The following is a 14,092-nucleotide window of genomic DNA, read 5'->3' as shown; positions in this document are numbered from 1 at the left end:
TGATCGAGGCCATTCCCGAAAGCATCGAACTGAAGCGCGATTTGCTGGCACGACTGGATAAGTTCTGTCCGCCCGAAACGATCTTCATCACCAATACTGCGACCCTCTCGATCTCGCAGTTGGCGTCGGCCACCAATCGTCCCGACAGGTTCATCGGCATGCATTTCCTTAATCCCGTTCACAAAGTGCCGATGGTGGAGTTGGTGCGCGGTCTCAAGACTTCGGATGAGACCTACAAGTTGGCTAAGGAATTCGCCGTCAAGCTCAACAAGAAACCGATTCTGGTCCATGAGTACCCCGGCTTTGTCACGACCCGCATCATTGTGCCTTTCTTGAATGAGGCGATGCACGTCCTGATGGAAGGGACCTCCACGGCGGAAGAAATCGATAACGCCATGAAACTCGGCTTCGGCTTCAATATGGGGCCGCTCGCCCTCGCCGATATGATGGGCCTGGACGAGGTCATGGCGATGATGGAGAACCTCCTTAAGGAACTGTCGGAACATAAATACAATCCCTGCCCCTTGCTGCGCAAAATGGTGCGCGCCGGGCACCTCGGCGTTAAGACCGGGCAAGGGTTCTTCAAATATGATGAAGACGGCAACAGAATTGAAGGAGCCTGATTATGAAAGTACTCATCCTCAACTGCGGTTCCTCGTCGGTCAAATATCAGCTGTTCGAGTTGCCGAACAATTTCTGTCTGGCCAAAGGCATGGTCTCTCGGATCGGCATGTCGGGCGCCGTCCTGACGCACAAGCCGCACGACCGGCCGGAGGTCACGCTCTCATCCGAGATTCTCGACCACACCGTCGCTATCGAGCACGTTATCGCCGTGCTGCTCTCGCCGAATCACGGCGTGATTAAGGACCGCTCCGAAATCGCTGCGGTCGGCCATCGTGTCGTCCACGGCGGCGAACACTTTACCGAATCCTGCGTGATCACTCCGGAATGCATGCTCGAACTGCGTAAGCTGATCGAGCTGGCCCCGTTGCACAATCCGCACAATATCCGCGGCATAAATGCCGCTATGTCCAACCTGCCCGGAGTCCCCAACGTCGCCGTCTTTGACACGGCCTTTCATCACCGGATGCCGGAGCACGCCTACATCTATCCGTTGCCCTACATCCTGTACCGCAAATACCGGATCCGCCGCTACGGCTTCCACGGGATGAATCATCACTTTGTCTCGAAGCGCGCTGCCGAAATGCTGAACGCTGCGCGCGAGAACCTCAGAATTATCACTTGCCATCTCGGCAACGGTGCGTCGATGTCGGCAGTCAAGGACGGTATCTCGGTCGATACGACGATGGGCTTCACCCCCCTCGAAGGCTTGATGATGGGCACCCGTTGCGGCGACATCGACCCCGCGATCATCCTGCACATGATGGGCAAGGAAGAACTCTCGCTGCACGAGGCCAACACCATGCTGAACAAGCACTCCGGCCTGGTCGGCGTCAGCGGTGTCTCCTCCGACATGCGCGAAATTCTCGAGGAGATGAAGAACGGCACCAAGTCGGCCAAGCTGGCCTTTGACATCTATTGCTACCGCGTCAAGAAATACATCGGCGCCTACGCCGCCGCCATGGGCGGACTCGACTGCATCGTCTTCTCCGCCGGCATCGGCGAGAACTCCGCCGAGGTGCGCCATGCCTGCGTTTCCGGGCTGGAGTTCATGGGCGTTGAACTCGACGACGCCGCCAATGCCGCCGCGCGGGCCAAGGAAGCGATCATCTCCAAATCCGCCGGTAAGGTCAAAGTCGTCGTCGTGCCGGCGAATGAAGAATTGGTGATTGCGCTCGACACCGCCGAGCTGATCAGCAAATAGCCGCCGCTCAACGTAGAACCGAACTTACGCCGCCCGCTCCCGCGGACGGCGTTTTTGTTGCTCCGATGAAAACTCGCTCTTGCATAGTCCCGTCCCGCGTATTAATTGAGGTGAACATGTACCACTTCAGTCCATATCGTGGCTGCTGATCGCCGCCTCATGTGCGTCCTGGCGCATCCGGACGACGAGTCCCTCGGCACCGGTGGTATCCTGGCCAAGTCCGCTGCTGACGGCGTCGAAACCACACTGATCACCGCCACTACCGGTCAGCGTGGACGCTACGGCCTCTCCGCAGAGCACCCGGGAATCGAGACGGTCGGCCGCGTGCGCGCCGGCGAATTACGTGCAGCGGCCGAAGTCCTGAACGTAAAGCACCTGCACATTCTTGGCTATCTGGACGGTGAACTGGATGCCGCGCCGCCCGCTGCCATCATTGCGGAAATCGCCGCCTTGATTCGTCGGCATCGGCCCCAAGTGGTTATCACGTTCGATCCCTTCGGCGCCTACGGCCACGTCGATCACATCGCCATTTCGCAATTCACCGGAGCCGCCATCGTGCAGGCAGCCGGCTCCGCTGCCGGCGTGCCCGATCCGCCGCACCAGGTGCAAAAGCTTTACTACTTCGTGAATTCCCAGCCCGTCTGGGATCTTTATCAGGCCGCCTTCAAGCAATTGACCTACAAAGTCGATGACGTCGTTCGCCAGGCGTCCGCGTGGCCCGACTGGTCGATCACCACTCGCATCGATACGTCTGCACATTGGCAGACAGTCTGGAATGCCATCCTTTGTCACAAGACGCAACTGACCATTTACGACAAATTGCGCGATCTTCCGGAGGCAGCTCATCTCGTGCTCTGGGGTCGGCAGGAATACTATCGCGCCTTCAGCCTCGTCAATGGCAGTCGCCGCGTCGAGCACGACCTCTTCGACGGCATCCCCTGATCCGGCACATGCTCCGTCTCGCGTGGCTCTCAAGAATGCGCCGAACATCGGTGTCGCGTCATCGTTTTACTTCAGCGGAAGATCATCGCGACCGACACTGTCGGGCATTGTGTCGCGGGCGTTTATGCTTGACATTAACCCTTGGGAAAGATAGGTTATCGGGCTATGGAGATACAGCTGGATACGATCACGGCTGATCCCAGTGAATTGGAATTGACAGCAGTTCCCGGAGACTTGGATCTCCGGCTGGAACTGGCCCAAGTCTTGTCCGCCGTGAACTATCGGCTGTCGGCCTGGCGCATCGAGGACGAGATATTCCTCAACGGCACAGTGGCTTATACAATCCAGTATACCTGTGCCCGCTGTCTCCGCGAGTTCGAGCAGGACTGCGCGTTGCCGCTGAATCTCGTACTGCAACTGGTCGCGGACGAGCAATCAGTGGCCGGGGAGGCTGAGGATGACGTCTTCGTTCCCATTGCCGCCTCCCGAACCGTCTACGTGCTCGATCAACATCTCCGCGACCTGATCGCGCTGGAGGTGCCGATGAAACCGATGTGCCGGGCGGACTGCCGCGGCCTGTGCCCGCGCTGCGGGACAAATTTGAACGACGGGCAGTGCGACTGCCGCAGCGAGCGGGAAGACCCCCGCTGGGACGCCTTGCGCAAGTTGAAAGAGAATTAGTTGAACGCTTAACCGTAAGAGAGAACCATGCCACTTCCAAAACGCAGACACTCGAAACAACGCGGCCGCAAGCGCCGCACCCACTACAAAGCGACGCTGCCGACTATGTCGGAGTGCAGCAATTGCGGCGAAATCAAGATGCTGCATCACATCTGCCCCGCCTGCGGCTTCTACCGCGGCGAGCAGATCCTGGAAGGAAAGGAAGCCTGATTCAGTTTTGACGCGACGCATTGCCGTTGACTGCATGGGCGCCGACCTCGGCCCGCTGCCCGCGGTAGCCGGCGCCGTCAGCTACCTGCAAACGCCGGGGAATGAAAACGATGCGATCGTCCTCGTCGGCGACGAACCGGTGCTGAAAGAGCACCTGGCGCAGATCGGCGTCGACGCTGCGCTCCCGATCTCGATCGCCCACGCCGATGAGACCGTCGGCATGGGCATGAATGCGACGGAAGCCCTGCGCAAGAAAAATTCCTCGATTGCCGTAGCGATGCGCATGCAGAAAGAAGGACTCGTCAGCGCCGTGGTCTCGGCCGGCCACACCGGCGCCGTCATGGCCACCGCCGTCTTGACGCTCGGTCGCATTCCCGGCGTCAGCCGCCCGGCCATCGCTGCCACCTTTCCCAACACCCATGACAGCGGTACCTTGGTGATCGACGTCGGTGCCAATGTCGACGTCAAACCGGAAAATCTGCTGCAGTTCGCCATGATGGGCGCTTCGTACTCGGAGGACATTCTCAAAGTCCGTTCACCCAAGGTCGGCTTGTTGTCGATCGGCGAGGAACGCAGCAAAGGCAACGAACTGGTGCTCGCCAGCCACGATCTGCTTAAGTCGGGTCCGTTCAACTTCGTCGGCAATGTCGAAGGCCGCGACGTACTCGAAGGCAAGTGCGACGTCGTCGTCTGCGACGGCTTTATCGGCAATATCATTCTCAAGTTTGCCGAATCGGTGAAGGTCCTGCTGGAAACCAAGATCCGCCGCCAGATCAGTTCCAATCTCTTCTCCAAAACTGGCGCTATCTTGATGGGGCCGTTCCTGCGGCGCATGCGCCGCTCGCTCGACTATGCCGAATACGGCGGCGCACCGTTGCTGGGGATCAACGGCAATTGCGTCATCGGTCACGGCAAATCCTCGGAGAAGGCGATCCGCAATGCCATCCGCGGTGCTGCCGAAATGATCTCAACCAATGTTACTGGTCACATCCAAAAACGAATCGAGAAAAGTTCCGCGAAGGCGGTTGAACAATGATGAAGTCAAAATTCTCGGCCCAGGTCGCTGGGCTTGGTGCCTACACTCCGGCCACGGTACTAACGAACGCCGATTTTGAGAAAATGGTGGACACCAGCGACGAGTGGATTACTTCACGCACCGGCATCAAGCGCCGCCACGTGGTCGGCGACTCCGGTGAAGCGACCTCCGACTTGAGCACGAAAGCGGCCGAGATGGCGCTGGCGGATGCCGGCATGAGTGCGGCCGACCTCGACCTGATCCTCGTCGGCACCGTCACACCCGATATGAAAACCCCCTCCAGTGCGGTGATCGTCCAGCGACGCCTCGGAGCCAAACGGGCTGCCGCCATGGACCTCAATGCTGCCTGTGTCGGCTACCTCTATGGGCTGACCACCGGCCGCGCTTTTATCGAATCCGGCATGTACGAAAACGTGCTGGTAGTCGGAGCGGAGACTCTCACCAGCATCACCAACTATCAGGATCGCGGCACCTGCGTCCTGTTCGGCGACGGCGCCGGGGCCACGGTGCTGACCCGCGCGGAGAACACGGGTCGGGGCATTCTGGCTTCGCATATCGCCGCCGATGGCAACCATGAAGGACTGCTCTTCGTCCGCGCCGGCGGCTCGCGCGAGAAAGTCACCACCGAAAACATGCACAACGGCGCGCTCTACATCAATATGAACGGCTCGGAAATCTACAAATTCGCGGTTCGCAATATGCAGGACTCCGCGGAAAAAGTGATTGCCGAAGCTGGGATCAAACCGGAAGAGATCGATCTGGTCATCCCGCATCAGGCCAACATCCGGATCATCGACTCGCTGCAAAGGCGTCTCAACGTGCCGGATGAGAAAATCTTCGTCAATATCGCCGAGTATGGCAACACATCCTCGGCGTCAATCCCCATCGCCATGACCGAAGCCAAGCAGCAGGGCCGCATGAAATCCGGCGACCTCGTGCTCCTCGTCTCCTTCGGCGGTGGCTTGGTCTGGGGCGCTGTGCTGGTGAGGATATAGCTTTGAACAAAACCGCATTCTTGTTCCCAGGGCAGGGCTCGCAGTATGTCGGAATGGCGCGCGATCTCTATGATCAGCACGAAGCCGTGCGCGCCCTCTATGCCGAAGCCTCGCTCCTGCTGGGCTATGACCTCGCTGAGGTCAGCTTTAATGGTCCCGAAGAACGCCTTAAGCAAACCGTCGTTACCCAGCCGGCAATTCTCACCCACTCGCTGGCGTGGCAGATCATCCTGGAACGGCAGGGAATCCGGCCCGACTACGCGGCCGGTCACTCGCTCGGCGAGTATTCGGCGCTCGCCTGCGCCGGCGTGCTCAGTCGCAAAGATGCGATCATTGCCGTCAACACACGCTGCAAGGCAATGCAGGAGGCCTGCGAGCAAAATCGCGGCACCATGGCCGCCGTCATGGGCGCCTCGCGGGAACAGGTGCTGCAGCTGGTAGAGCGACTCCAGTCTGAGGGCACGGTCGTACCGGCCAATTTCAACGCGCCCGATCAAATCGCCATCTCCGGCGACTTCGCGGCCGTCGAGAAGGCCGTGCCGATCGCCAAAGAATTCGGCGCCAAGCGCGCGCTCCTGTTGCCGGTCGGTGGCGCGTTCCACTCGCCCCTCATGGCAAGTGCAGCGGTCAAACTGGATGCAACCCTGAGTCAACTTCCGTTTCAACCCGCGGCGTTTCCGGTTATCGCCAATGTCACTGCCAAGCCGGAGACCGAGCCGCAGCGGATAAAACAATTACTCGTAAACCAGATTACCGCGCCCGTTCTTTGGGTCGACACTCTGGAAGAGCTGCGCCGCCTCGGCGTCACCCGCTTCGTCGAAATCGGACCGGGCAAGGTGCTTTCCGGACTCGTGAAACGGACACTGGGCGAGGTGGAAATCATCAACCTTGACAAAATTTCCGACTTTGATTTGGTTGCCGAGAAATTGTTGGAGGTCGTTTGACTCTGAATGGCAAAGTCGCCCTGGTCACAGGCAGCGCCCGCGGTATCGGGCGCGCGATCGTCGAGAAACTGATGACGCTCGGCTGCAAAGCCGTTGTCGCCGATGTGCTTGATGAGGCCGGGCAGGCTACCGTCGCGGAGCTGTCCGCCCGCGGCGAAATCAGCTATGTCCATTGTGACGTCACTGCCGGCGCCGATTGTCAGGCCGCGATCGACCATGCGCTCCAGCGCTTTGGTCAGCTCGATATTCTGGTCAACAACGCCGGCATCACCAAAGACACCTTGGTCATCAAGATGGACGAAGCGGCCTGGGATCGCGTGTTGAACATCAACCTGAAAGGCGCCTTCCTGATGTCGCAGGCGGCGGCCAAGGTCATGATGAAAGCGCGCACCGGCCGAATCATTAATATTTCATCGGTGGTCGGTCTGATGGGCAATTTCGGCCAGGCCAATTACTCGGCCTCCAAAGCCGGCCTGATCGGACTCACCAAATCTGTTGCGAAAGAACTTGCCGGACGCAATGTTACCTGCAACGCCGTCGCGCCGGGGTATATCCAGACCGAGATGACAGAGCATCTCTCCGACGCGGCCAAAGAAGCATTCTTAAGTGTCGTTCCGCTCAAACGACCCGGCCTGCCGGCCGATGTCGCCGCTGCCGTTGCGTTTCTCGCCTCGGAAGACGCGGCATACATTACCGGTCAGGTCTTGCAGGTCGACGGCGGAATGCTGATGTAATCGCGAAAGTAAACGCAAATGCAATTTATGAGGAGGATGTGCAATGGCGATTGATGTGGAAGCCAAGGTCAAGGAGATCATTGTTGAGCAGTTGAATGCCGACAAGGATGCCGTAGTGCCGACCGCCAAATTCGTTGATGATCTGGGCGCCGATTCGCTCGACACCGTCGAACTCGTGATGGCGCTGGAAGAAGCCTTCGGATTGGAGATCCCCGACGAGGAAGCCGAAAAGATCTCCACCGTCGGTGATGCCATCAACTATATCAAGACCCACGCCAAGGAAACGGCGTAGCTGCCACCACACGGCCGGAGAGTCTGAATTTGAGTATGAAACGTAAGGCCGTGGTTACCGGCCTCGGCATCGTCTCGCCGCTGGGAAATTCGAAAGAGGAGTTCTGGTCCGGGTTGCAGGCCGGCAAGTCCGGTGTCTGCGCCGTCGACCGCTTCGACACGTCCAACTTCGACAGCCGCATCGGCGCCCTCGTGCGCAATTTCGACGGCGCGGCCTACATGGACAAGAAGGAGCTGCGGCGCACCGACCTGATCCAGCAATATGCGCTTGCCGCGACCCAAATGGCGGTCGCGGATGCCGCCCTCGACCTGAACGCCATCGACCTCACCCGTATCGGCGTCGTCACCGGCTCCGGCATCGGCGGTATCCTCACCTTCGAAGACCAATGCTGGACCTACAAGGACAAGGGACCCTCTAAGGTCTCCCCCTTCTTCATCCCGATGATGATCATTGACATCGTTCCGGGACTGATCTCGATCAAGTACGGATTCAAAGGGCCGAACTACGCTACGGTCAGCGCTTGCTGTTCCTCCGCACACGCCCTCGCCGATGCCATGCGTATCATCCAGCGCGGCGAAGCGGATATCATCGTGACCGGCGGTGCCGAAGCGGCGATTACCCAAATGTCTTACGCCGGCTTCTGCCAGGCGCGCGCGCTGTCAACCCGCAATGATGATCCGGAGCATGCCTCGCGGCCGTTCGATGTCGACCGCGACGGCTTCGTTATCGGTGAAGGCGCTGCTATCATTATTCTTGAGGACGAAGAACACGCCCGCAAACGCGGCGTTCCGATCTACGCCGATCTGCTCGGCGCCGGCATGAGCGCCGACGCTCATCATATCACCGCGCCGGCACCGGACGGCAACGGCGCCGCCCGTTGCATGCAGACGGCCGTCCAGGACGCGGGACTGACCTTGGAGCAAATCGAGTACGTCAACACGCACGGTACGTCGACGCCGCTGGGCGATATCGCCGAAACCTCCGCGATTAAACGGGTATTCGGCGACCGCGCCCGCTCGCTGTTGGTGAACTCCACCAAGTCGATGATCGGACATATGCTCGGCGGGGCCGGGGCGATCGAAGCCGCTGCCACCGTCCTGCAGCTGCATCACGGCTTCGTCCACCCGACGATCAATATCCAAAATCAAGACCCGCAGTGTGATCTGGACTACCTGCGCGACGGCGGCCGCCCGGTGCCGATCAAGTACGCCATCAGCAATTCCTTCGGCTTCGGCGGCCACAATATCACGCTCACGCTCGGCAAGCACATGAATTCTGCAGGATGACGCATGAGGCGCTTGTTCGCGCGGCTATTCGGTAAACGTCCCGTTCGGTCGACACCATCGCCGCTCAGTTCGACTACCATCGCCGAGATCCAGCGCCGCATCGGGTACTCCTTCAACGACACCTATTACTTGACCAAGGCGCTCACCCATCGCTCGTTTCTGCGTGCCAACGAACCGCGCAATCTGCGATCCTACGAGCGTCTCGAATTCCTCGGCGATTCGGTGCTGGGCCTGATTGTTGCCGAAGAACTGTTCCAGAAATACCCCGACATGAGCGAAGGCAGTTTGACCAAGAACAAATCACTGCTGGTGAATAAAAAGGTGCTGGCACACACGGGCATGGAAATCGACCTCGGTAATTACATCCTGATGTCAGCGGACGAAGAGCGCGCCGGCGGCCGCACCCGCCCCTCGATCGTCGCCGATTGCCTCGAGGCGATGTTCGGCGCCGTCTACTTGGACGGCGGACTCGAACCGACCCGCCAGGTCATCAAGCGCCTGATCTCGCTCAATTTTGACGAAATCAGCGACTTCCTGTCGCTGCGCAACTTCAAGGGCGAATTGCTGGAACGCTTGCAAGCCGGCGGTGGCGGCTTGCCCAAGTACACGGTCTCGGACGAAGACGGCCCCGATCACCGCAAGGTGTTTACCGTCGAAGTCTTTGTCAGCGGTCGTCGCCTCGGCACCGGCCGCGGCGATTCCAAAAAGAGCGCCGAACAGCGCGCCGCCGAGAGCGCCCTGGCCGCGCTCGATGAACACGCATAGCCTGGAGGATCATCGTGAATATCGTCGTCTGCGTTAAACAAGTCCCCGAAATCGCGCTCGTCACCGTCGACGCGCAATCCGGCAAACTCAATTTGCCCGCCAGTCCCGGTATGCTCAACCCCTTCGATGCCTATGCCATCGAAGAGGCGCTGCGCCTCAAGGAAAAACACGGCGGCAGCATCTGGGCGCTTTCGCTCGGTGGCAAGGAAGCCGACTATGCGCTCCGCGAAGCCCTCGCGCTCGGCGTTGACGAAGCTGCCCATATCATGGATGAGGCCCTCGCCGCCGTCGACTCGATCGGCATCTCGTGCGCGCTGGCTGCCGGTATCAGAAAGATCGGCTCGGTCGATTTGGTCATTCTCGGCAAACAAGCGGTGGATTCCGATGCCGGCACTGTTTCCTCGGCACTCGCCGGTTTTCTCGGCTGGCCGCAAATCATGTTCGTCCGCAAAATCGACGCGATCGACGGTGGCAGACTCACAGTCGAACGGATGACCGACGACGGCTTCGACAAAGTCGCGGCGCCGACTCCCGCGGTAATCTCCGTCGTTAAGGAGATCAACGAACCCCGCCTACCGTCTCTGAAAGGGAAGATGAACGCCAAGAAGAAAACCGTCGCGGTTTACAAAGCTGCTGATCTGGGACTTGACTTGGCTTTGCCCGTCTTCGCATCGAGCAGCACCGTCTCGAAAGCTGCCAATCCTCCGGCTCGCCCGAAAGGGGAGATTCTCACCGGCGCGACGCCGCAAGAAATCGCGAACAAGCTGTTCACTAAGCTGCGCGAGAATCAAGTTCTCTGACCAAAGTCATCGCTTTCATTGGCCATTGGTTTGACAAGGACGGATCGCCGCAAGCTGATCCGGCCTTTCCACGTCTACTATATGTATAGAATTGAAATGTCGCAGGAACTGCGACGGAACCATAAGTTATTCTATGGCAATATGATACGCTTGACGCTATCGTGTTTTTCAGTGCCGACGCAAAAAATGCTTGACAAGGTATGAGAACCGGTTTAGCTTAAAGCACAGCCAAAGATGTGCGTCGCTTTGTCCCCTGCATTTCTTTGACCGCACTAAGTTGATAACAGCTAACTATTTGGAGGCAGTAGGCATGAACCTGCTAAAGCTACTGACAGTGGTAGTCTTCGCGGCCTCGATATTTCTGCTCCTCCCCGCTGCCGCTCAGGCGGTGGACCATCCCTGGGACGACCGTCCTACGGATACGACCACGGTGGGTTGGAAACCGCAGAGTGGTTCCACCGACACCCCGCGCCCGAATACGCCCGTCATCACGAGAATTTTCGAATGGACACGATTCTTCATTCTCGAGGTGAGAAGCGTCTTTATCGGCGGCGAGAGGAATGATACGAGCGTGAAGCCAACGACCGGCTCGAACAAACGGATCGACTCGCCGGTCAAGAACAGGAAAACTAAGTAGCAACGTTTTTGTCTGGATGAGCAGAATCGGTAATGCGACAGACACGGCGGACAAACTTAAAGCAATCCACATCCTGATCGGCGAAAATAAGTTTGTCGCGGCCCGGGAAGAGTTGGGGAAGCTGGCTCCAATCATCGAGTCAGAGCCCTCTTCGGTGACGGCGGGAGAATATCTATATCTCCAGGCGGCGGTCGACCTTCCGACCAAACCGCCGTTGGAGGTGCTGGCTGTCGCCACCAAGGCCTATGCCCTTGTCGCTGCGACCGCCGAAAACCTGCTCATCGGACGCATTCAGGCCCTCATCGGCAAGCTCCATGTCGCCCTCGGTGATCTCGCCCAGGGCGAAGCTTTTATCCGCGATGCCATCAGCTCCTTCCGCCGCATCGGCCACGATGACGACCTGGTCAGCGCCTACAACCGCCTCGCGCAGATTTATTTCATTCGCGGCGAGTTTCGGCTGGCCGACAAGTTCCTCGCCGAGTCGATCGAGCTGGCCGGACGCCTGGCGGTGACCTCCGACGTCGCTCTCAACCGCGCCCGCGGCAACCGCGCGCGGGTCCAGATTCTTATCGGTCAATGGGACGAAGCGCTCCTGACCCTGAAAGATTGTGTCACCTTCAGCCACAGCACCGAGGCCGGTCCTTCCGAGGCGCGCAATCTGCTTTCGCTCGGCTATGTGCTCTACCTGAAGGAGAATTTCTCCGATGCCCGCCGCACCCTCGATCTGGCCTATGACGTGATCAAACGGCTCGATCTGGTGCGCGAACGCTCGATCTATCATGAATACATGGGCGAGCTGCTCGCCGCGATGGGTGATACCCGTATGGCGCGTCAGCACTACTCGTACGCCCTCGAAATTGGTCACCGCATCGCCCCCGAGAGTGCCATTATCAGCCAGACCGAGCGCCGCCTGGCTGAACTCGAATACAACTCGGGCAACTACGCCCTGGCCGGCGATCATGCCCGCCGCGCACTTCAGGTCGCCGAGCATGTCGGGGAAGTCATCGAAATTGCCGGCGCCAAGAAGATTCTTGGAGCGTTGGCCGCTGCCAACGAGAATTTTGCCGAAGCCCTCAAGTCGTTCGATGATGCGGTGCAGCTCCTCGAAGTCGCCGGCGAAGTGCGTGAACTCGCCTACGCCGACTATGTCGCGGGTAAGTCTCTGATCAAGTCGAGCGCTCACCACCAGCTTGGCCTGCGCTATCTCAATAGTGCGATTCGCCTCGCCGAACAACTGTCGCTCACTTGGCTTAAGATTCACGCGCACTATCAGATGGCGGCACTGGCCTATGAAGCCAAAGACTTCGACGGTGCTCTCAACTACCTCGAAGCCTGCGAATCGCTGGCGCACCAATTCCAGGACGACCGCGCCATCGAAGAGTGCCGCATTCTCCGCCTGGCGATCGAAGACGACATGGTTGATGCCGGGCTCTCCAACGAAAACGAATTCAGCTTGTTCAGCTCATTTCTGACCGCGAGCGAGTACGGCAGCCTCAAGAGCGGTTCCTTGGAGGACAGCTTGCGCGTGCTGCGCGACAAGGTCGGCGGTACCCGCGCTTTTATCTTCTCCTACGACTCTCAGCAGAATTGCTTTGAGACGCTGGCCGCGCTCGACTTCGACACGACCATCTTGCAGAAGGTTGCCAAGTCGCTCGCCAACGGCCGCGGCGGTTCGCTGCCGTTGGATCGGCCCTTGCTGGTAACGCACCTGACCACCGATCGCAAGCGCATGTTCGACTATCTCGGCGCCGGCGATCAACTCGGGGCGTTCATCTCGATCCCGATTCAGCTCTCATCCGAAGTTGCCGGTCTCGTCTACATCGACCGCATCGGCGCGCGTTACGCCAACTTCACCAAATCCAACCTCGATTTTGCCATCGCCTTCTCCGATATCCTGGCTTTCAAATCGTCGGAAGAGCAAAAACGCCGGCTGGCCCAGGACAACCGCCGGCTCAAAGACCAGTTGCAGAAACAACTGGCCTTCCCGAATATCATCACCGCCAGTCACGACATGCTCGATATCCTCGATCGTGTCCTGCAGGTCAAGGATTCATCGATTTCGATTTTGATCGAAGGTGAAACCGGCACCGGCAAGGACCTGCTGGCCAAGGCGATTCACTATAACTCTAATCGCAAGGACCGCCGCTTCGTTTCGGTCAACTGCGCCGCGCTGCCGGAAACTCTGCTCGAATCGGAGCTCTTTGGCTACAAGCGCGGGGCCTTCACCGGCGCCGAAGGCGAGAAGGTCGGCCTGTTTGAAGAAGCCGACGGCGGCACCTTCTTCCTGGACGAAATCGGCGATATGCCGCTCTCGATTCAGGTTAAACTGCTGCGGGTGATCGAGGAGAAAGAGGTCGTGCGGCTCGGCGAAACCGTCCCGCGCCGCGTCGATGTGCGCGTCATCTCGGCCACGAACAAAGATCTCAAAACGATGATGGAACACGGCCAGTTCCGCCAGGATCTCTACTATCGCCTCTCGACCTTCGGTTTCCGCCTGCCGCCTCTGCGCGAGCGCCGCGAGGATATCCCGCTGCTGCTCCGGCATTTCGTCCAGAAATTCGATCCGGAAGTGCGCCTCGAACCGGAGGCCTTCAACTGCCTCGCTGACTACGATTGGCCCGGCAACATCCGCGAGCTGGAAAACGAGATTAAGAAACTGGTGTTGTTGGCGGGCGAGAAGAAAACGATCTCATCCTACATGATCTCCCACCGCATTACCGATCGCGCTAATGCCTCCGCCGGCACGCGCACCGAAGCGAACGGCAGTTTTTCACTCTACGAGTATCTCAACCGCCTCGAACGCGAATACGTCCTCAAGGCGCTGCGCGACTCCGGCTGGGTCAAAAAGCACGCTGCCGAGAAGCTCTCGATCCCTGAGTCGACCCTGCGTCTGAAGATGAAGCAGTATCATCTGACGCAGGAATAACCACTCCAATCTCCTTCTC

15 protein-coding genes are annotated in these 14,092 nt (G+C 59.0%); all 15 read left to right on the top strand.

What is annotated here, in order from left to right; translation table 11 throughout:
• On the top strand, positions 1-623 hold a 623-nt coding region (locus IT585_07645; GenBank protein MCC6963108.1), incomplete at its 5' end, for a 3-hydroxybutyryl-CoA dehydrogenase.
• Between the two features lie 2 nt (positions 624-625).
• On the top strand, positions 626-1,825 hold the full coding sequence (locus IT585_07640; protein ID MCC6963107.1) for an acetate kinase: 1,200 nt from the start codon (positions 626-628) through the stop codon (positions 1,823-1,825).
• Between the two features lie 138 nt (positions 1,826-1,963).
• Positions 1,964-2,767: a PIG-L family deacetylase gene (locus IT585_07635; protein MCC6963106.1), complete on the top strand. Its 804-nt coding sequence runs from the start codon at positions 1,964-1,966 to the stop codon at positions 2,765-2,767.
• 165 nt (positions 2,768-2,932) lie between these two features.
• Positions 2,933-3,448 carry a DUF177 domain-containing protein gene (locus IT585_07630; protein ID MCC6963105.1) on the top strand — a complete coding sequence of 172 codons (516 nt, stop codon included), beginning with the start codon at positions 2,933-2,935 and terminating at the stop codon, positions 3,446-3,448.
• 27 nt (positions 3,449-3,475) lie between these two features.
• Entirely contained in the window at positions 3,476-3,658 is a 183-nt protein-coding gene (gene rpmF / locus IT585_07625; protein ID MCC6963104.1) for a 50S ribosomal protein L32, read from the top strand.
• 7 nt (positions 3,659-3,665) lie between these two features.
• Positions 3,666-4,694, top strand: coding sequence for a phosphate acyltransferase PlsX (gene plsX / locus IT585_07620; GenBank protein ID MCC6963103.1), 1,029 nt, complete (start codon positions 3,666-3,668; stop codon positions 4,692-4,694).
• Complete coding sequence (locus IT585_07615; GenBank protein MCC6963102.1) at positions 4,694-5,689, top strand: ketoacyl-ACP synthase III; 996 nt, start codon at positions 4,694-4,696, stop codon at positions 5,687-5,689. The genes plsX and IT585_07615 overlap by 1 nt, the downstream gene beginning before the upstream one ends.
• A gap of 2 nt (positions 5,690-5,691) precedes the next feature.
• Positions 5,692-6,633 (top strand): ACP S-malonyltransferase, encoded by a 942-nt coding sequence (gene fabD / locus IT585_07610; GenBank protein MCC6963101.1) that lies wholly within the window; start codon positions 5,692-5,694, stop codon positions 6,631-6,633.
• Positions 6,630-7,367, top strand: a complete 738-nt coding sequence (gene fabG / locus IT585_07605; GenBank protein MCC6963100.1) for a 3-oxoacyl-[acyl-carrier-protein] reductase — start codon at positions 6,630-6,632, stop codon at positions 7,365-7,367. Before fabD ends, fabG begins: the two co-directional genes overlap by 4 nt.
• A gap of 43 nt (positions 7,368-7,410) precedes the next feature.
• Positions 7,411-7,659, top strand: a complete 249-nt coding sequence (gene acpP, locus IT585_07600) for an acyl carrier protein (GenBank protein MCC6963099.1) — start codon at positions 7,411-7,413, stop codon at positions 7,657-7,659.
• A gap of 35 nt (positions 7,660-7,694) precedes the next feature.
• A complete protein-coding gene (gene fabF, locus IT585_07595; GenBank protein ID MCC6963098.1) occupies positions 7,695-8,945 on the top strand; it encodes a beta-ketoacyl-ACP synthase II in 1,251 nt (416 codons plus the stop codon).
• 3 nt (positions 8,946-8,948) lie between these two features.
• A complete protein-coding gene (gene rnc / locus IT585_07590) occupies positions 8,949-9,710 on the top strand; it encodes a ribonuclease III (GenBank protein MCC6963097.1) in 762 nt (253 codons plus the stop codon).
• 14 nt (positions 9,711-9,724) lie between these two features.
• The gene (locus tag IT585_07585; GenBank protein MCC6963096.1) at positions 9,725-10,510 is read left to right on the top strand and encodes an electron transfer flavoprotein subunit beta/FixA family protein; all 786 of its coding nucleotides are present in this window, start codon (positions 9,725-9,727) and stop codon (positions 10,508-10,510) included.
• A 310-nt stretch (positions 10,511-10,820) separates the two neighbouring features.
• On the top strand, positions 10,821-11,147 hold the full coding sequence (locus IT585_07580) for a hypothetical protein (protein ID MCC6963095.1): 327 nt from the start codon (positions 10,821-10,823) through the stop codon (positions 11,145-11,147).
• A gap of 16 nt (positions 11,148-11,163) precedes the next feature.
• Positions 11,164-14,073: a sigma 54-interacting transcriptional regulator gene (locus IT585_07575; protein MCC6963094.1), complete on the top strand. Its 2,910-nt coding sequence runs from the start codon at positions 11,164-11,166 to the stop codon at positions 14,071-14,073.
• Positions 14,074-14,092 lie beyond the last annotated feature (19 nt).

The organism is Candidatus Zixiibacteriota bacterium (genome assembly GCA_020853795.1).
In the GTDB taxonomy this organism is placed as follows: domain Bacteria; phylum Zixibacteria; class MSB-5A5; order CAIYYT01; family CAIYYT01; genus JADJGC01.
Note: the sequence above shows the minus strand (reverse complement) of the source record. Positions and strands in the feature narration are given on the sequence as shown.

Excerpts from the sequence above, each read along its gene's own strand:
- IT585_07615 (MCC6963102.1), top strand. The coding sequence starts at position 4,694 with ATGAAGTCAAAATTCTCGGCCCAGGTCGCTGGGCTTGGTGCCTACACT.
- IT585_07640 (MCC6963107.1), top strand. The coding sequence starts at position 626 with ATGAAAGTACTCATCCTCAACTGCGGTTCCTCGTCGGTCAAATATCAG.
- rnc (MCC6963097.1), top strand. The coding sequence starts at position 8,949 with ATGAGGCGCTTGTTCGCGCGGCTATTCGGTAAACGTCCCGTTCGGTCG.
- rpmF (MCC6963104.1), top strand. The coding sequence starts at position 3,476 with ATGCCACTTCCAAAACGCAGACACTCGAAACAACGCGGCCGCAAGCGC.
- IT585_07575 (MCC6963094.1), top strand. The coding sequence starts at position 11,164 with ATGAGCAGAATCGGTAATGCGACAGACACGGCGGACAAACTTAAAGCA.
- IT585_07580 (MCC6963095.1), top strand. The coding sequence starts at position 10,821 with ATGAACCTGCTAAAGCTACTGACAGTGGTAGTCTTCGCGGCCTCGATA.
- fabF (MCC6963098.1), top strand. The coding sequence starts at position 7,695 with ATGAAACGTAAGGCCGTGGTTACCGGCCTCGGCATCGTCTCGCCGCTG.
- IT585_07630 (MCC6963105.1), top strand. The coding sequence starts at position 2,933 with ATGGAGATACAGCTGGATACGATCACGGCTGATCCCAGTGAATTGGAA.
- acpP (MCC6963099.1), top strand. The coding sequence starts at position 7,411 with ATGGCGATTGATGTGGAAGCCAAGGTCAAGGAGATCATTGTTGAGCAG.